The sequence below is a fragment of the Ruegeria sp. AL12 genome (genome assembly GCF_056540885.1).
In genome coordinates, this window is sequence record NZ_JBQFXN010000002.1 from 499,036 (window position 1) to 516,519 (window position 17,484).

The 17,484-nt window shown below is 58.8% G+C and carries 15 protein-coding genes; 9 read left to right on the top strand and 6 right to left on the bottom strand.

Translation table 11 applies throughout. From position 1 onward, the window contains the following. Window positions 1-1,056, top strand: a complete 1,056-nt coding sequence (locus ACR0C6_RS10150; protein WP_480619110.1) for an aldolase/citrate lyase family protein — start codon at window positions 1-3, stop codon at window positions 1,054-1,056. Between the two features lie 99 nt (window positions 1,057-1,155). Here ACR0C6_RS10150 and ACR0C6_RS10155 read toward each other — a convergent pair whose 3' ends face one another. Genes ACR0C6_RS10155 through paaG form a run of 4 tightly spaced genes read right to left on the bottom strand, consistent with a single transcriptional unit; the run spans window position 1,156 to window position 4,304 of the window. Continuing rightward, a complete protein-coding gene (locus ACR0C6_RS10155; RefSeq protein ID WP_480619112.1) occupies window positions 1,156-1,752 on the bottom strand; it encodes a TetR/AcrR family transcriptional regulator in 597 nt (198 codons plus the stop codon). Window positions 1,753-1,755: 3 nt separating this feature from the next. Further along, a complete protein-coding gene (paaK, locus tag ACR0C6_RS10160; RefSeq protein WP_171118144.1) occupies window positions 1,756-3,066 on the bottom strand; it encodes a phenylacetate--CoA ligase PaaK in 1,311 nt (436 codons plus the stop codon). A gap of 24 nt (window positions 3,067-3,090) precedes the next feature. Beyond that, a complete protein-coding gene (gene paaI / locus ACR0C6_RS10165; RefSeq protein ID WP_171170296.1) occupies window positions 3,091-3,516 on the bottom strand; it encodes a hydroxyphenylacetyl-CoA thioesterase PaaI in 426 nt (141 codons plus the stop codon). A gap of 2 nt (window positions 3,517-3,518) precedes the next feature. After that, a complete protein-coding gene (gene paaG / locus ACR0C6_RS10170; protein WP_480446910.1) occupies window positions 3,519-4,304 on the bottom strand; it encodes a 2-(1,2-epoxy-1,2-dihydrophenyl)acetyl-CoA isomerase PaaG in 786 nt (261 codons plus the stop codon). Between the two features lie 121 nt (window positions 4,305-4,425). Here paaG and ACR0C6_RS10175 point away from each other — a divergent pair, with 121 nt between their 5' ends. The 6 genes from ACR0C6_RS10175 (at window position 4,426) to paaZ (ending at window position 12,781) form a co-directional block, all read left to right on the top strand. Beyond that, the gene (locus tag ACR0C6_RS10175) at window positions 4,426-6,441 is read left to right on the top strand and encodes an FAD-dependent oxidoreductase (RefSeq protein WP_480619113.1); all 2,016 of its coding nucleotides are present in this window, start codon (window positions 4,426-4,428) and stop codon (window positions 6,439-6,441) included. Window positions 6,442-6,511: 70 nt separating this feature from the next. Beyond that, the gene (locus tag ACR0C6_RS10180; protein WP_171614657.1) at window positions 6,512-7,531 is read left to right on the top strand and encodes a TRAP transporter substrate-binding protein; all 1,020 of its coding nucleotides are present in this window, start codon (window positions 6,512-6,514) and stop codon (window positions 7,529-7,531) included. 57 nt (window positions 7,532-7,588) lie between these two features. After that, window positions 7,589-8,092, top strand: a complete 504-nt coding sequence (locus ACR0C6_RS10185) for a TRAP transporter small permease (protein WP_152460571.1) — start codon at window positions 7,589-7,591, stop codon at window positions 8,090-8,092. Beyond that, window positions 8,092-9,444 carry a TRAP transporter large permease gene (locus ACR0C6_RS10190; protein WP_152460570.1) on the top strand — a complete coding sequence of 451 codons (1,353 nt, stop codon included), beginning with the start codon at window positions 8,092-8,094 and terminating at the stop codon, window positions 9,442-9,444. The genes ACR0C6_RS10185 and ACR0C6_RS10190 overlap by 1 nt, the downstream gene beginning before the upstream one ends. Beyond that, window positions 9,444-10,631: a cytochrome P450 gene (locus ACR0C6_RS10195; RefSeq protein ID WP_480619115.1), complete on the top strand. Its 1,188-nt coding sequence runs from the start codon at window positions 9,444-9,446 to the stop codon at window positions 10,629-10,631. The genes ACR0C6_RS10190 and ACR0C6_RS10195 overlap by 1 nt, the downstream gene beginning before the upstream one ends. Window positions 10,632-10,750: 119 nt before the next feature. Next, on the top strand, window positions 10,751-12,781 hold the full coding sequence (gene paaZ / locus ACR0C6_RS10200) for a phenylacetic acid degradation bifunctional protein PaaZ (RefSeq protein ID WP_480619117.1): 2,031 nt from the start codon (window positions 10,751-10,753) through the stop codon (window positions 12,779-12,781). 149 nt (window positions 12,782-12,930) lie between these two features. Here paaZ and ACR0C6_RS10205 read toward each other — a convergent pair whose 3' ends face one another. Further along, the gene (locus tag ACR0C6_RS10205; protein ID WP_480619119.1) at window positions 12,931-13,065 is read right to left on the bottom strand and encodes a hypothetical protein; all 135 of its coding nucleotides are present in this window, start codon (window positions 13,063-13,065) and stop codon (window positions 12,931-12,933) included. Window positions 13,066-13,104: 39 nt separating this feature from the next. Beyond that, window positions 13,105-13,557, bottom strand: coding sequence for an Lrp/AsnC family transcriptional regulator (locus ACR0C6_RS10210; protein WP_171233299.1), 453 nt, complete (start codon window positions 13,555-13,557; stop codon window positions 13,105-13,107). 115 nt (window positions 13,558-13,672) lie between these two features. Here ACR0C6_RS10210 and ACR0C6_RS10215 point away from each other — a divergent pair, with 115 nt between their 5' ends. Together ACR0C6_RS10215 and ACR0C6_RS10220 are read left to right on the top strand one after the other, a co-directional pair. Next, entirely contained in the window at window positions 13,673-14,872 is a 1,200-nt protein-coding gene (locus ACR0C6_RS10215) for a methionine gamma-lyase (protein ID WP_480619121.1), read from the top strand. Window positions 14,873-14,886: 14 nt separating this feature from the next. Further along, window positions 14,887-17,268: a 1-deoxy-D-xylulose-5-phosphate synthase N-terminal domain-containing protein gene (locus tag ACR0C6_RS10220; RefSeq protein WP_480619123.1), complete on the top strand. Its 2,382-nt coding sequence runs from the start codon at window positions 14,887-14,889 to the stop codon at window positions 17,266-17,268. Window positions 17,269-17,484 lie beyond the last annotated feature (216 nt).

Sequence of the window (17,484 nt, forward strand, 5' to 3'; positions counted from 1 at the left end):
ATGCCTGCGCCAATCAATACGTTCAAGGCCGCGCTGACGTCGGGGACCCCTTTGATCGGGTGCTGGATCGGCTTGGCCAATGCCTATACCGCCGAGATCGCCGCAACCGCGCAGTTTGACTGGCTGCTGGTCGACGGAGAGCATGCGCCAAACGATCTGCGCTCGATCCTCGAGCAGGTGAGGGTGATTGAAGGATCTGGCAGTACCCCCGTCGCCCGCCTGCCGATTGGCGAGACCTGGATGATCAAGCAATATCTTGATGCCGGTGTGCAGAACATTCTGGTGCCGATGGTGGAAAGCGGCGATCAGGCGCGCGAACTGGTGCGGGCCGTGCAGTATCCACCTCGTGGCGTCCGGGGCGTAGGCTCCGCTTTGGCGCGGGCTTCGCGTTTTGCGGCTATCCCGGATTATCTGAAAACGGCGGACGAGCAGATCTGTCTTTTGGTGCAGGTCGAAAACAGGCTTGGGCTGGAGGCGCTGGACGACATCCTGGCGACCGACGTCGATGGGGTGTTCGTCGGCCCGTCGGATCTGGCCGCAGATATGGGCCATATCGGTGATGCCGGGCACCCGGACGTGATCGAGGCCGTTCTTGATGCGATCCGGCGCATCGTTGCGGCAGGCAAGCCGGCAGGGATATTGTCGCTGGACCCGGTCATGCAGCGAAAATGCCTGGATCTGGGGGCGACATTCGTGGCCACGGACATCGATGTGACTTTGTTCGCCAAGGCTATCCGGGCCGCTGCCGCTGATGGGCTCAACCTGCTGCCCGATCAGGTGGCTTCGGGAATCGCGCAGACAGGCGCGGCGTCGAAATACCTGCAACAGCTTTGCAAACACTGGTCGCACAAGGCTCAGGTAACATTCGATGAAACACAAGGCAGCGTGAGCTTTCCGGTCGGGAACCGCGTCACCCTTTCGGCGGGCGACACCAGCCTGACCGTAATCGCCGCCACCCGGGCGCGCGGTGATCTGGCCCGATGGCAACAGGTCATCGAGGCTCATCTGGCGCGTTTTGCGTTTCGGGAAGAGTTCCGCATTGACTGGTCAGGATGAGGAAAACACGTTGCGGCCCTGAACCTGCCACTGTGGCAACGGGTCAAAGGCAGGCACCCCTGTGTTGAATTTGGACCGGTTTTGCCCGAAAGGCCCCAGCTAGAGCTTGTGGATACCATGGACGGTCAGAGTGCTGACCAGATCGGCATAGTCTTCGCGGGCCTTGGGCCCTGCTCCGCTGTTCCACATGTAATACCAGTTCAGCATCCCAAAAACTGACATCGTGGTGCCGCGCAGCTTGTCCTTGTCATCGTTGAAGGCTGTCGGCGCCAGCTCTTTCAGGATTTCGCGCACAAAATTCACCAATTCCAGCTGATACCCGCGCAGAAGTTTCTGCTGTTCCTCGGTCAAGGCGCTCATGCCGCTGATCTGCACCCGGTGTTCATCATCTGCGCCTTGGTAGGCAAACAGGATTTCGCGCACCGCCTTCCGCAGCTTCTGTTCAGACGTAAGACCGTTCAGATCCACATTGCAGATACGGTCGCGAAGCTCGCGCAGGTAGGTTTCAAGGATGTCATACAAGATGGCATCCTTGCTGTCGTAATAGTGGTAGATGTTTGCCTTGGAAATCCCGCACTCTTTTGCCAACAGGGTCATCGAGGCGCGATCAAACCCTTGGTCGGCGAACACTTTGGCGGCCGTTTTCAGGATTTGCTTCCGCTTCTGGTCGTGATCTTTGGCGATTGTACGGGCCACGGCTTATTCCTTATCGCGATTGTCGACGACGCGCTTCGCCTTGCCCTGAGAGCGTTCGACGTCGCCGGGGTCACCTACAACAATTTCCGTTGAGACGCCAACGACGTCCTTGATCCGCTTGGTCAGCATCCGTGCCGCGGCCGTCTTGGACAGTTCGTCGGTGGAATCCGGGGACGATTCAACATAAACCCGCATGGCGTCCATGCGGCCGGATTTGTACAGCTCGATCTGATAATAAGGGGCAAGGCCCCCCGTCGCCATGACCTGTTCTTCGATCTGGCTGGGAAAGACGTTGACGCCGCGCAGGATCATCATGTCGTCGCTGCGACCGGTGATCTTGGCCATCCGGCGCATGGATCGTGCTGTCCCCGGCAGCAGGCAGGTCAGATCGCGCGTGCGATAGCGGATCATCGGCAAACCTTCCTTGGTCAGGGTCGTGAACACCAACTCGCCAGTTTCGCCATCGGGCAGGACCTCTCCGGTCGCGGGATCAATGATTTCAGGCAGGAAGTGATCTTCCCAGATCACCGGGCCATCCTTGGTTTCCACGCATTCATTGGCCACCCCGGGCCCCATGATTTCGGACAGGCCATAGATGTCGACCGCATGCATATCAAACGCATCCTCGACTTCGGCGCGCATGGCGTCTGTCCAGGGCTCGGCACCGAACACGCCAACCTTCAGCGAGCTTTCACGCGGGTCGAGCCCCGCCTTGTGGAACTGTTCAAGGATATTGAGCATATAGGAAGGCGTAACCATGATCCCGTCGGGCCGGAAATCGTTGATCAGGTTGACTTGCTTTTCGGTCTGCCCGCCGGACATGGGGACGACGGTCGCACCAAGCCGCTCGATCCCGTAATGTGCACCAAGACCGCCGGTGAACAACCCGTAACCATAGGCATTGTGCACCATGTCACCTTTGCGCAACCCCGATGCGCGCAGGGACCTTGCGCCCAGATCCGCCCAATTGTCGATGTCGTTTTTCGTGTAGCCCACCACCGTCGGCTTGCCCGTCGTACCGGACGAGGCGTGCAGGCGAATGATCTGGCTGCGTGGAACGGCGAACAGGCCGAACGGATAGTTGTCACGCAGATCATTCTTGTACGTGAACGGAAACTTCGCCAGATCCGAAAGCTGCTGAAGATCGTCAGGATGCACACCGGTTTCGTCAAACCGTTGCTTATACATCGGAACGTTCTCATAGGCGTGGCGAACGGACCATTTGAGGCGTTCAAGCTGCGTCGCGCGGATTTCGTCGATCGAGGCGATCTCGATCGGGTCCAGATCCGCTTTGTTTGGGGAAAGGTCTTCCATCGCGTCACTCCTCCAGTCGCGAAGCTATTCCTGAAAATTCTGCCCGCCGACCGCGCGGGACATTCCGCGAAACTCGGCGATCAGGGTGTTGTCTTGGTTGGTGACGCGGACGTCATAGATGCCACTGCGGCCGGTGACGGCAACCTCTGACGCGATTGCGGTCAGATGGTCCCCTTTTTTTCCGGGCGCGAGGTAGCTCATCATCGTATGCTGGCCGACGGTTGCCACGTTGCGGCTGTTACAGGCGAAGGCAAAGGCGCTGTCGGCCAGGGCATGAGTGACGCCCCCGTGGCAAATGCCGTGCCCGTTGCAGTGATGGTCCCCGACTGTCAGGGTCAGAACTGCACGGCCTTCGTCGACTTCGACCAGATCCATCCCGAACCATTTGCTGGCTTGGTCATTCGCCCACATCGCTTCAGCGGATTTCGTGGCACGTTCTTTGGGTGTCATCATCAGCGTCCCTGGAAATTCGGCGCCCGCTTTTCAAGAAAACTGGATACGCCTTCGGCGTAATCCGCGCTTTCCCCGCAGGTCTTCATTGCGTCTGCTTCGATCTCAAGCTGATCCGAGAGCGACGTGGTGGCAGCAGTTTGAATGCACTGTTTTGTCAGCCCGAGCCCGAGGGTGGGGCCGTTTGCCAATTGCGCGGCAAGAGCGCGCGCTTCGGCCATCAATTGATCGTCGGCCACTGCCTTCCAGATCAGCCCCCAATCTTCGGCTTGTTTGGCCGGAAGGGGTTGGGCTGTCAGGGCCAGCCCCTTGGCGCGCGCCTCGCCCAACAGGCGCGGCAAGTGCCAGCTGCCGCCCGTGTCGGGAATCAGGCCCACCTTGGAAAAGCTCTGAATGAATTTCGCACTTTCCGCGGCCAGAACCATATCACAGGCCAGCGCCAGATTGGCACCCGCCCCGGCGGCTACTCCGTTCACGGCGCAGATCACCGGGATATTCATGGACCGGATCAAACGGACAAGAGGGGCATAGAACGTGCGTACCGTCTTGCTTAAATCCGGTGGGCCATCCATCTTTGACGGGTCGCGATCACCGAGGTCCTGACCGGCACAAAAGCCACGCCCGGCACCGGTCAGCAATATCGCGCGGGCCCCGTCGTCGCGCGCGGCTTTCAGCGCATTCTGTAGCGCCAGGTGCATTTCTTCATTGAACGAGTTCAGCTTGTCCGGGCGGTTCAGGGTGATTTCGGCCCAGTTCCCGTTGTCTTGTACAAGAATCGTATCGCTCATGACTGTCTCATCCGGTCTCGTTTCAACTTAATCATTGCATTAACCGAACGGTTGGTCAATATATAAACCCGAACCGAATCTGAACCGATCAAAGGGATTGCAAATGTCGCAGTCGTCGCTGGTGAGCGTTGAATTTAAGGGCGACGTGGCGTGGGTCACCATTGACAACCCGCCGGTAAACGCGACGTCGACAGGTGTTCGGCAAGGGCTGTCTGACGCGGTTGATGCGGTCAAGGGCGCGCGCGTGGCGGTGCTGTGTTGTGCTGGAAAAACCTTTGTCGCAGGCGGCGACATGTCCGAATTCGATGCGCCGCCGGTCGAGCCGCACTTGCCCGACGTGGTTCAGAAAATCGAAGACAGCGAGGTTCCGTTCATTGCCTGCATGCATGGCAACGTGCTGGGCGGCGGGTTCGAAATCGCCATGGCCTGTGCGTGGCGGATCGCAGCGCCGGGAACGGGTTTTGGTTTGCCGGAAGTCAATGTGGGCTTGATCCCCGGGGCAGGGGGCACACAACGATTGCCGCGTCTGGTCGGGATGCAGGCTGCAATTGACATGGCCTGTTCGGGCAAAATTCTCAGGGCAGAGACACTGGCCGAGCTTGGCGGCGTCGACCGCGTCGCCGAAGACCCCAGGGCTGCTGTCCTGGCATTGGTTGCCGACCTTCCCGAACGCCCAATACCTGTCAGCCAGCGTGCTGTGGCGGAGTTTGCGCCGGATCTGTTGGAGGCGAGCCGCGAGGCTTTGAAAAAACGCGCCAAGGGTCAGAAATCGCCGTTGGAAAACCTGACGGCGCTTGGTTGGTCGGTTGAGCCATTTGCCACCGCACAACCGAAAGAGCGCGCGCGCCATCTCGAGTTGCGCCAAAGCCCGGAAAGCCGCGCTTTGCGCTACGCTTTTTTTGCTGAACGTGCCGTGTCCAAACCTTCGTTGATCAAAGACGTGGCCGCCCGTGACATAACACGGATCGCCGTTGTCGGAGGTGGGTTGATGGGGGCAGGGATCGCAACTGCGGCCCTGAACGGCGGGCTGTCCGTGACGTTGATCGAGCGAGACGCTGACGCTGCGGCCGCAGCGCACAATCGGGTCGAGGGTCTGCTGCAAGGCGCGGTCAAGAGAGGCAAGATGTCCGAGGCGCAGCTTCGGGATCGCCTTGCTGCGTTTCGTGCGGTGAACAGTTATGCAGACGCTGCGGATGCCGAACTGGCGATCGAGGCCGTCTTTGAAGACCTGTCCGTCAAGCAGCAGGTATTTGACGAGCTGGCAAGGCGTATGAGCAGCGATGCGATTTTGGCCACCAATACGTCCTATCTGGACCCGCGCGAAATTTTCGCGGACGTCGGCAATCAGGCCCGATGCATCGGGCTGCATTTCTTTAGCCCGGCCCATGTCATGAAACTGCTCGAGGTCGTGGTAGCTCCGCAAACCTCTGCTGAAGTGGTCGCAACCGCGGTCGCGCTTGGCAAAAAGCTTCGTAAGGTTTCGGTGCTGTCGGGTATCTGCGATGGGTTCATTGGCAACCGCATGTTGGCCGCTTATCGGCGCGCGGCCGATTATCTGCTGGCAGATGGGGCGCTTCCCTATCAGGTGGACCGTGCAATGCGGGCGTTCGGGATGCCCATGGGGCCTTACGAGCTTCAGGATCTGACCGGTCTTCAAATTGCCTGGGCAAACCGCAAACGCAATGCCGCCAACCGCGCCCCGAACGAACGTTATGTCGCCATCGCGGACCAGCTTTGTCAGCGCGAGCGTTTCGGCCAGCGTGTCGGCAAAGGCTGGTACCGCTACGAAGAGGGCAGTCGCGATCCGGTTCGGGATCCCGAAGTTGAGGCATTGATCGAAGCATATTCCGACCAGCAGGGCATCACCCGCAAGGATTTTTCGGACGAGGAAATCTGTTCGCGGTTGCTGGCGGTCTTGGCCAACGAGGGCGCTTTGATCATTGAAGAGGGGATCGCGGAAAACGCCGAAGCTGTCGATATGGTTCAAATCCATGGATACGGCTTTCCCCGCTGGAGAGGAGGACCGATGAACTATTGCAACGAAATCGGCATCAGCCGGTGCGCCGCAAATATGCTAACCGTAGCGAAAGAAAGTCCAGGTTCATGGCGCCTCGCGGGCCAATTGGAAAACAATTAACATGTTGATGGTTACAAAAGTGACCATTAACGCATTCTCGAGTCATGTTTCACAGGGAGGAGACAAAACCATGAAGTTCACCAAGTTGAGCACCCTTTTGGCCTCGGCCGCACTGGCCGTTTCGGGCACAGTGGCGCTGGCGGCGGATTATACGCTGACGATTTCCAGCTGGGCACCGCCGACCCACGGCATCAACGCGAAGATGTGGCCGAAATTCGTGGAAATGGTCGAAGAAGCCACCGATGGCAAAGTCACAGCTGAACTGAAGCTGGGAATTGCCCCGCCGCCGGCGCAGATGGACCTTATCATGGATGGCGCGGCGGATGCGTCGATCATCTTCCACGGATACCAGCCCGGTCGTTTCGTCACCACCAAGATGATTGAGCTGCCCGGATATGAGGGCTCGGCCGAAGCGGCCTCGGTCGCGTATTGGCGTACATACGACAAGTATCTCAAGGCGGCGGACGAACATCGCGGTGTGAAAGTGATCGCCCTGCACACACACGGCCCGGCACAGCTTCATTCCAGCAGCCCGGTGACCAACCTCAACGAGGTATCGGGCCTCAAGGTGCGTATCCCGGGTGGTGTCGGCGGAGATGTCGGCACCGCGCTGGGCGCAACCGGAATTCAGGTTCCTGCGCCGAAAGTATACGAGACACTCGCGTCGAAAGCTGCTGATGGTGTGGTCATGCCATTTGAATCCCGCAAGGGTTTCAAGCTGACCGAAGTGGCGCAAAACGTATATGAAGTTCCGGGTGGCCTGTATCGCGGGTCATTTGCGTTCATCATGAACGAAGACACTTTTGCGGATCTTCCCGCCGATGTGCAGGCCGCTTTGGAAGAACAGGTCTTCGGCGAACCGCTGAGCCGCGAAATCGGTAAAATCTGGGATGAGATCGACGCGATCGGCCGTGAAGCGACCGAACAGACCGAGGGCAACGCGATCAATGCAGCCTCTGCTGAAGATCTGGAAAAGTTCAATGCGATCGCTGCCGATGTGCGTGCCAAGGTCATCGAAGAAGTCAATGGCACCGGTGTTGATGCGCAAGCCGCTTATGACATGATCGTTAACGAAATGGCTGCCCAGTAACGCAGCCGGGCTGGCGGGGTTGACCCGCCAGCCATCTTCACCCGTTGGGGGCCAATCATGCAATCTATCGTGACCTTCGCGCGTCGCGTCAGTATCATTCCGACGGTGCTGGCCTGTGTGGCGCTGTTCATCCTGATGGTGATGACCTTTTTTGACGTCATCCTGCGCTCAGTCTTCAATGCTCCGATCGAGGCGGCAACCGAACTGACGCGGATTCTGATGGCGATCCTTGTGTTCTCGGTTTTGCCGATGATTTCGGCCGGGAAGGGGCAAATCGCCGTTGACCTGACCGATGGAATTTTTTCCCGCCTGCGGCTGAGCAGGGCGCGCGATGCGATAGTCTATCTGGTGTCCGGCATCATGCTGATCTGGCCGATTCAGCGCGTTTGGGTTCTGGCTGAACGTGCGCGGGATTACGGGGATGTCACCGAATACCTGTCGATCCCCGTCTTCTATGTCGGCTGGTTCATCGCCGCCTTCACTGCAATAACGGCCGTTGCGATGGTCATCACCGGTCTTTTGCACATTTTTGCCCCCCAAACCTTGTCGGAGCACGCCTGATGACTGCCGCACTGATCGGTTTCGCCCTTGTCCTGGTTCTTGTGTTGGTACGTTTGCCCATCGTGTTTGCGATGGGCCTCGTGGGGACGCTTGGGTTCGCATATGAACGCGGTGGCAGCATCCTGTCCGAGCGCGGGCTGAAGGCCGCCATGTCGATGGTGGGTCGCCAGATTACGGACACGGCACAGGACTATGGCCTTTCGGTCGTGCCACTGTTCATCCTCATGGGTCTGTTCGTAAACAAGGGCGGGCTCGCGCGCGAGTTATACGCGGTTTCAAACGCCTTCCTGGGCCACTTCCGAGGTGGTATCGCCATGGCGACGGTTGCCGCGTGCGGCGGCTTTTCGGCCATTTGCGGTTCCTCGCTGGCAACGGCCGCGACCATGTCCAAAGTCGCGATGCCCGAAATGCGCCGGTACCGCTACTCGGATGAGCTGTCGACCGCGTCGATTGCCGCCGGTGGCACGCTGGGTATCCTGATCCCACCGTCGGTCATTTTGGTGATCTACGGCCTGCTGACCGAAACATCGATCGGCAAACTCTTCGTTGCGGGCATCATCCCCGGTGTGCTTGGCATCCTCTTCTATCTGTTCGCGGTGCGCTGGACCGTTTGGCGCAGGCCCGAGGCCGGCCCCGCCGGTGAACGCCACGGCTGGGGCGAACGCCTGTCGGCCCTGCGCTCGGTCTGGGCGGTGTTGCTGCTGTTCTTCCTGGTGATCGGCGGCTTGTACGGAGTGTTCGATTTCTATCCTCTGAACCTGACCTTCAGCCCGACCGAAGCCGCCGGTATGGGCGCCATGGGGGCATTCCTGATCGCATTGTCGCGCGGCGGGCTGACCCTTGGGTCGACCTTTGAAGTGCTGAAGGAAACCAGTTTCACCGCCGCGGCGCTGTTCTCGGTTCTGATCGGCGCGCAGATCTTTTCGAACTTCATCAACCTGGCCGGTCTGCCCGAAGCGTTGATCGCCCTGGTCACCGCATATGAGGTGGAGCCCTTCGTCGTGATCCTGATGATCCTCGGGATCTACATCATTCTGGGATGCGTCTTTGAATCGCTGTCGATGCTGTTGCTGACGGTTCCGATCTTTTTCCCGTTGGTCACGTCATTGGGATATGATCCGATCTGGTTCGGCATTGTTGTCGTCGTCGTGACCGAGATCAGTTTGATCACGCCGCCCGTGGGTCTGAACGTGTTCATTCTGAAAGGCGTGGTCGGGGACGTATCGACCGGAACAATCTTCAAGGGGGTCACACCGTTCTGGGTGGCAGACATCTTCCGTCTGGCTCTGATCGTTCTGGTGCCGTGGCTGGTTCTGGTCCTTCCCGAACAAATGGGAGCGATGGGTCACTGATGTTTTCTCTGACTGCGCTTTCGGACGGGTTTCATGCGGATCCCTATCCAACCTACGCCGCGTTGCGCGAAGACACGCCCGTCTGCTGGCAGCCCGATGGTTCGGTGGTCCTGTCGCGATATGACGACCTGGATCTGGTGTACCGGGATACCGAGCGTTTCATATCGGATAAAAAGGCGGTTTTCGGCCCCAAATACGGTATCGACAGCCCGCTGTACGAACACCATACCACCAGCCTTGTGTTCAATGATCCGCCTCTGCATACCCGCGTCCGCAAGGTCATGGTCGGTGCGATGAACCCACGGGCGCTGGCGCAGATGGAACCGGGCCTGATTCAACTTGTGGATGGGCTGCTGGACGAGATGCAGGCCAAGGGCTCGGTAGAGTTGATCGAAGATTTCGCCGGCGCCATCCCGATCGAGATCATCGGCAACCTGCTTGGCATTCCCAGATCGGAACGTGGCCCTTTGCGGGATTGGTCTTTGGCTATTCTGGGCGCTTTGGAACCCCAATTGACGCCCGAGCAGGAAGAGTGGGGCAACCGGTCGGTATCTGATTTCAAGGACTATCTTCGGCATGTCATCGAAGATCGCCGGGCCAACCCCGGAGATCCTGCGACGGATGTCCTGACACGGTTGATGCAGGATGACACCGATGGTGGTTTGACCGAGATCGAGCTGTACCAGAACTGCATTTTCATTCTGAATGCAGGGCACGAGACCACCACCAACCTGATCGGGAACGCAGTGGAACTGTTGGAACGGCACCGCGACAAACGGGCCGCGCTTCTGGCCAATCCGGATCTGATCAACACGGCAGTCGACGAGTTTCTGCGGCTGGAAAGCCCAAATCAGTTTGGCAATCGTCTGACCACCGAAGACGTAACGTTCCACGGTCAGACCATTCCGGCAGGAACGGACATTCACCTGTGTATCGGCGCGGCCAATCGCGATCCGCGGCAGTTTGCACAGCCTGATGAGGTTGTATTGGATCGACGTCCCAACAAGCATCACGCCTTTGCCGGAGGTCCCCATACATGCGTCGGCCTGACCCTGGCGCGTATGGAGGGTCGCGTGGCCGTCGGACGGTTTCTTGCGCGATTCCCAACCTATCGCATCACTGACGGTGCTGAACGGGGCGGACGCATTCGGTTTCGGGGTTTCGCGCGACTGCCAGCGCAAGTCTGAGATGTACGGTTCGGGTTACCAATTCGCCAAATTATTGACCGACCGTACGGTTTATATTATGGTTTCGTGAGACGGGCATACGGCTGCGCGAAGATCACACAACAGATGAGGAGACGCTCATGACAATCCAACAGATTTCCAGCTTCGCGGCCGGTGAATGGGTTTCGCCCGGTGCGGGTGCCCGCAATATTGCAAGCGCGGTCACCGGCGAGGTGATCGCCTCGGCCGGCAATAGCGCGTTGGATGTGCAGGGGATGCTGGACTATGCGCGCGATGTCGGCGGGCCGGCGTTGCGGAAGATGACGTTTCATGAGCGGGCCAAGATGCTCAAGGCGTTGTCCATTCATTTGGGTCAGCACAAACAGGCAATGTATGACCTGTCTTTCAGCACGGGTGCCACCCAGTCCGACCACTTGATCGACATTGACGGCGGCATCGGCACGATGTTCGTCTTCGCTTCGAAAGGTCGGCGCGAGATGCCGGATGGACATGTCTATCTGGACGGTGAGGTCGAGCAGTTGTCGCGCAATGGCACCTTTCTGGGGCAGCATATCTGCACCCCGTTGCACGGTGTGGCAGTTCACATCAACGCGTTCAACTTTCCTGTCTGGGGGATGCTGGAAAAGCTGGCTCCAACCCTTCTGGCAGGCGTTCCGGCCATCGTAAAGCCGGCGACGAACTCGTGCTACGTCACCGAACTGTGCGTCCGGCTGATGCTGGATTCCGGCATTTTGCCTGCTGGCGCGTTGCAGCTGGTTTCGGGTGGTCTGGGCGATATGCTGGACCGTCTGACCATGCAAGACGTGGTCAGTTTCACCGGATCTGCTGACACGGCGTCGAAACTGCGGTCCAACCCGGTGATTCTGGAGAATTCAGTTCGTTTCATGGCCGAGCAGGACAGTCTGAACTGCTCGATACTGGGCCCTGATGCCGAGCCCGGAACGCCGGAATTCGACCTTTTCGTCAAGGAAGTCCAGCGCGAGATGACCACGAAGGCTGGGCAGAAATGTACCGCAATCCGCCGGATCATGGCCCCAGAGCCTCAGGTGCAGGCGGTGATCGAAGCCCTGTCCGCGAGACTGGCCAAAACGGTCATCGGTGACCCACGGCTGGAAACCACACGCATGGGTGCGCTGGTTTCGAACGGTCAGAAACGCGATGTTCTGGAAAAGGCGGCAATCATCGGGCAGGAAGCTGAACGCGTTTTCGGCAACCCTGACGATTTTGTGGTTGATGGGGCGGATGCCGAGAAAGGCGCGTTCCTGCCGCCGATGTTGTACTATTGTGCCAATCCGGATGAGGCCCGGCGTGTCCACGACACCGAGGCTTTTGGCCCTGTCAGCACGGTGATGGGCTATCGCGATCTCGACCATGCGATCGAACTGGCAAATCGCGGACAGGGGTCGTTGGTGGCATCGGTCATAACCCGTGACGCCGATGTGGCACGGCACGTTGCCCTGGGGGCAGGAGCGTATCATGGGCGCCTGTACTTCAACAATCGCGACTCGATGAAGGAATCCACCGGCCACGGCTCTCCTCTGCCGCATATGGTTCACGGCGGACCGGGACGCGCTGGTGGCGGCGAGGAGATGGGCGGCGTGCGTGGCGTGAAGCATTACATGCAGAGGACAGCCATCCAGGGATCGCCTGATCTGCTGACCGCGATCGGGAACAAATGGGTTCCCGGCGCGACCGAGGTCGAAGGGCCAGCCCATCCGTTCACGCGCCGGTTCCACGAGCTGGCGATTGGCGAGACGCTCCACACGGCGCCCCGTACAATCACGATGGAAGACATCGAACACTTTGCCAATTTCTCCGGCGATACGTTCTACGCGCATATGGATCAGGCAGCGGCGGAACGGAACCCGTTCTTCCCGGGCCGTGTGGCCCATGGGTATCTGCTTTTGTCATTTGCAGCCGGGTTGTTTGTTGAACCGAACGAAGGCCCGGTTCTGGCAAACACGGGTCTTGACGGGTTGCGATTCATGAAGCCCGTCGAGGCGGGTGATACCATCAAGGTGCGGTTGACGGTCAAGGCCAAGACCAAACGGAACGAGGAATACGGCGAAGTCCGCTGGCATGTCACCCTGACCCAGCAGGATGATGAAATGGTTGCGGAATATGAGCTTCTGACGATGGTCGCCTACTAGGCCCGGAACCCATTGAATTCGGCAGGTCAGCGTGTTCACGGTTCGAAAAACGAGCGGTGAACAAGTCTGATCTCTGGGATGCGTGCCAGAATCCGGGGATGCAAACAGTGCGGGTTGCCTGCAAAGCACGCCAAGCGGCGCAATCGTTCCTAGATCATGTTCGACAGGATCAACGGCTCTCGGCGCGTCGCAACCCTATGCGACCGAGGCTCAAAGGTCCTCTCGCCCGCGTCGCCATCGTCATAGGTTGGCAGTGAATCCTGATCCCAGCGCCCGTTAAACATGCACCTCAACCTGAGTTTGCAGATTGGCCGGGCGTTCCATCAGGGTGGAAAAACGGCGGTCTTCTTTACCGTTCCATAAACAAAGCTGGTGTCGATCGAAGCAATCCCACCGATCGGGTGAATTCTGTTTCGAATGAACTCTTCATATGCCTCGAGATCCGATACCAACACCCGCAACTGATAGTCCATCGCCCCGGTCAGCACGTGGCATTCAAGAACTTCGTCGATCATCCGAACGCGTTTTTCGAAATTCTGAACGTCCGTTTCATTGTGCCGCTCCAATCGGATACGCACAAAAACGGTAATGCCTATGCCGTATGCGGCGGCGTCCACATCTGCGCTGTAACCCTTTATGATCCCGCGCGCTTCGAGGTTCTTGACCCGGCGCAGACAGGGCGACGGAGACAGGTTCACCTCGTCGGCAAGGTCCTGGTTCGTCATGCGCCCGTCCTTTTGCAGCGCCCGAATGATCTGTCTGTCTTTATCGTCCATTTCAACCTAAAACTTGGCAGAATCTGCCAATATGGATCGCGGCATTGGTACTATTTGCAAGCAAAAGCCCAAAGTAAAGGTGCAAACTGGCGCCAACTTGAAACAGGAGCTTGCAATGACTCGTTCAACCGGATTTGCCACCCGCGCCATTCACCACGCTTACAACCCTTTGGAAAATGACGGCGCCCTTACCCCACCGCTGCATTTGACGTCCACGTTTGCCTTTGAAACCGCAGAGGCTGGTGGAGAGATGTTTGCCGGTGAACGCGCAGGTCATATCTACAGCCGTATTTCGAACCCCACATGTGACCTTCTGGAACAACGCATTGCGGTGCTTGAAGGGGCCGAGGCTGGACTGGCCCTTTCCAGCGGCATGGGGGCGATCACGGCAGTGCTTTGGACCCTGCTGTCGCCAGGTGACGAAGTCATCGTGGACAAAACACTTTATGGCTGCACCTTCGCCTTCATGCGCCACGGACTGGCAAAATGGGGGGTCACGATCACCCATGTCGACATGACAGACCCTGAGAACCTGAAAGCTGCCGTTTCTGACAAAACCCGCGTTGTCTTTTTCGAAACTCCGGCCAATCCGAACATGCGCCTGGTGGATATTGCCGCCAGCGCCGAGATCGCGCATTCGGTCGGCGCAACGGTTGTCGTCGACAACACCTACGCCAGCCCCTATCTGACCCGCCCGATCGAGCACGGGGCGGATATCGTTCTGCATTCTGCCACCAAATATCTCGGCGGGCATGGCGACGTGGTCGCTGGTCTGGTTGTCGGTACCGCCGAACAGATCGCCGAAATCCGCCTGGTCGGAATGAAGGATATGACCGGTGCGGTCATGGCCCCTTTCAACGCGATGCTGATCCTGCGTGGCCTGAAAACACTGAACCTGCGTCTGGATCGTCATTGCGCGTCAGCCAGGGTCGTCGCTGATTTCCTCGAGGCCCATCCCGCCGTCGGCGAGGTTTACTTTCCCGGGCTGAAAAGCTTTGCCCAGCATGATGTCGCGCAGCGGCAAATGTCCCAACCCGGCGCCATGATCGCGTTCCAGATCAAGTCCGGCCTGTCCGGTGGGATCGAATTCATGAATCGTCTGAACATGATCCAGCGCGCGGTGTCTTTGGGCGATGCCGAAACGCTGATCCAGCACCCTGCATCCATGACTCATTCGACCTATACCCCGGAGGAACGGGCCGCGCATGGGATCAGCGATGGTTTGATTCGTTTGTCCGTCGGACTTGAGGATGTCGAAGATATCCTCGCAGACCTGGAGCAAGCTTTGCCGTATCCTGCCCGCAGCGCCGCCTGAACCCGGAGACCGCCATGCACATCGATCCCACCCAACTTAAGATCGTCGAACAGCGCCTGTTGTGGTTGTCTCATTGGATGATCCACCATGCCAACCATGTCCGACCAAAGGTGGATGGGATCAAAATCGGTGGCCATCAGGCGTCGTCTGCTTCGATGGTGTCGATCATGACCGCGCTCTATTTTTCGGCCCTGCGCCCTGAAGACCGGGTGGCTGTCAAACCCCATGCCTCGCCGGTTTTCCATGCGATGCAGTATCTCATGGGCAATCAAACGCGCGAGAAGATGGAAAACTTCCGTGGTTTTGGCGGTGTGCAAAGCTATCCCAGCCGGACCAAGGATATCGACGACGTTGATTTTTCCACCGGGTCTGTGGGTTTGGGTGTCGCGATCACCTCGTTTGCTTCGATCATTCAGGATTACATCAAGGCCAAAAGCTGGGGCTCGGATGCTCCGATGGGGCGGATGGTGGCCCTTGTAGGCGACGCCGAACTGGACGAAGGCAATGTTTACGAGGCTTTGCAGGAAGGCTGGAAGAACGACCTGCGCAATACGTGGTGGATCGTTGATTACAACCGGCAATCCCTGGATGGCATCGTCCGCGAAGGGCTGTTCGAACGGATTGAAAAGATCTTCGATGCGTTCGGTTGGGATGTCGTGCGCGTGAAATATGGGGTTCTGCAACGCGCGGCCTTTGAAGAACCGGGCGGCGATCGCCTGCGCGACTGGATCGATGCGTGCCCCAATCAGGATTATTCGGCTTTGACCTTCATGGGTGGCGCAGTCTGGCGGCAGCGCCTGATGGACGATCTGGGGGATCAGGGGGACGTGACCGCTCTGATCGAACGGCGGACGGATGCAGAGCTGGCTGCCCTGATGGAAAACCTTGGCGGCAATTGCGTCGAGACCATGGCCCGGACATTTGCCGCCATCGATCATGATCGCCCGACCTGTTTCCTGGCCTACACCGTCAAAGGGTGGGGCACCCCCATCGCAGGCCACAAGGACAATCACGGCGGGCTGATGAACAACAGCCAGTTCGCCGCGTGGCAGTCGCATATGGGCGTGCCAGAAGGCGAGGAATGGGAGCCGCTTGCGACAGTGCAGGACCCCGCCGCATTCAAGAATTTCCTGGCCAAGGCACCGTTCTTTGCCAAGGGTCCGCGCCGCTATTTCGATGACAAGCTGGACGTGCCACGGATCGAGGTCGACACCAGCCGCGAAATCTCGACCCAGATGGCGTTTGGCAAGATCCTTGACGATCTGTCAAAAGGTGATGGCCCGTTGGCCGAACGCATCGTGACAACCTCTCCGGATGTCACCGGCACGACGAACCTGGGGCCTTGGGTGAACAGGCGCAAGCTGTTTGCCCGATCCACGCAAGCCGATGCCTTCATAGAACATCGGATCCCTTCGACGGCGAAATGGGAATTCACGCCGGAAGGGCAGCATATCGAGCTTGGGATCGCCGAAATGAACCTGATGCTGCTTCTGGGTGCGGCGGGTCTGTCGCATTCCCTGTTTGGCAAACGGTTGATCCCGATCGGCACCGTCTATGACCCCTTTGTCAGCCGCGGCCTCGATGCGCTGAACTATGCCTGCTATCAGGATGCACGCTTTATTCTGGTTGGTACGCCGTCAGGCGTGACACTGGCGCCTGAAGGCGGAGCGCATCAATCCGTCGGCACACCGCTGATTGGGATGAGCCAGGACGGGCTGGCTGCATTTGAACCCGCCTTTGCTGATGAACTGGCGGTGATCATGGAATGGGCCTTCGACTATCTGCAACGCGACGGTGAAGGACAACCGGACGAGCGCACATGGCTGCGCGATGAAACCGGCGGTTCCGTCTATCTGCGTCTGACGACCAACCCGATTGAGCAGCCCGGCAAACGCGTGGATGACGAGTTTCGGCAGGGTGCCATTGACGGGGCCTATTGGTTGCGAAAACCGGGGCCCAATTGCGAAGTTGTAATCGCCTATCAAGGTGCCGTCGCGCCCGAGGCGATCAAGGCCGCCGGTATCATCGGCGAGGGCCGTCGCGATATCGGTGTTTTGGCCGTGACGTCCGCGGATCGGCTGAATGCCGGTTGGACGGCTGCACAACGCGCGCGGTCGCGCGGCAACCCCGCCGCACTATCCCACATCGAGACCCTGATGTCTGGCCTGCCGGCGCACTGCAATCTGGTCACCGTGATTGACGGGCATCCTGCAACATTGTCGTGGCTGGGCGCTGTGCGCGGTCATCAGACCATTCCGATGGGGGTCGAACATTTTGGCCAGACAGGAACGATCGGTGATCTCTATCGCCACCACTGTATTGATGCCGATGCCATCATCGAAAAAGTGAGTGGCTTGACCCGTGGCAGAGTACTTCATCGGGCAACAGGGGCTTGAGATTGGGCCAACAACACCAGGAACGATCCCGCTCGGGCTCTTGTTTGACCCATGTCGCATCGACGACGGCCATGTCATCGAAATGATAGGCACGATTATGCGTGCCCGGTGCGTGTCTCTGACGCCCAACGGCAGGCAGCTGCCGGCAAGATGTTGAATTGTGTTCCCGCGTTGACCCAGGCTTGACGCGGCCCGGCCTTGACGGTTGCGTCAGGG

Excerpts from the sequence above, each read along its gene's own strand:
- ACR0C6_RS10150 (WP_480619110.1), top strand. The coding sequence starts at position 1 with ATGCCTGCGCCAATCAATACGTTCAAGGCCGCGCTGACGTCGGGGACC.
- ACR0C6_RS10190 (WP_152460570.1), top strand. The coding sequence starts at position 8,092 with ATGACTGCCGCACTGATCGGTTTCGCCCTTGTCCTGGTTCTTGTGTTG.
- ACR0C6_RS10205 (WP_480619119.1), bottom strand. The coding sequence starts at position 13,065 with ATGTTTAACGGGCGCTGGGATCAGGATTCACTGCCAACCTATGACGAT.
- paaK (WP_171118144.1), bottom strand. The coding sequence starts at position 3,066 with ATGGAAGACCTTTCCCCAAACAAAGCGGATCTGGACCCGATCGAGATC.
- ACR0C6_RS10195 (WP_480619115.1), top strand. The coding sequence starts at position 9,444 with ATGTTTTCTCTGACTGCGCTTTCGGACGGGTTTCATGCGGATCCCTAT.
- ACR0C6_RS10180 (WP_171614657.1), top strand. The coding sequence starts at position 6,512 with ATGAAGTTCACCAAGTTGAGCACCCTTTTGGCCTCGGCCGCACTGGCC.
- paaG (WP_480446910.1), bottom strand. The coding sequence starts at position 4,304 with ATGAGCGATACGATTCTTGTACAAGACAACGGGAACTGGGCCGAAATC.
- ACR0C6_RS10220 (WP_480619123.1), top strand. The coding sequence starts at position 14,887 with ATGCACATCGATCCCACCCAACTTAAGATCGTCGAACAGCGCCTGTTG.
- ACR0C6_RS10185 (WP_152460571.1), top strand. The coding sequence starts at position 7,589 with ATGCAATCTATCGTGACCTTCGCGCGTCGCGTCAGTATCATTCCGACG.
- ACR0C6_RS10210 (WP_171233299.1), bottom strand. The coding sequence starts at position 13,557 with ATGGACGATAAAGACAGACAGATCATTCGGGCGCTGCAAAAGGACGGG.
- paaI (WP_171170296.1), bottom strand. The coding sequence starts at position 3,516 with ATGACACCCAAAGAACGTGCCACGAAATCCGCTGAAGCGATGTGGGCG.
- ACR0C6_RS10215 (WP_480619121.1), top strand. The coding sequence starts at position 13,673 with ATGACTCGTTCAACCGGATTTGCCACCCGCGCCATTCACCACGCTTAC.
- paaZ (WP_480619117.1), top strand. The coding sequence starts at position 10,751 with ATGACAATCCAACAGATTTCCAGCTTCGCGGCCGGTGAATGGGTTTCG.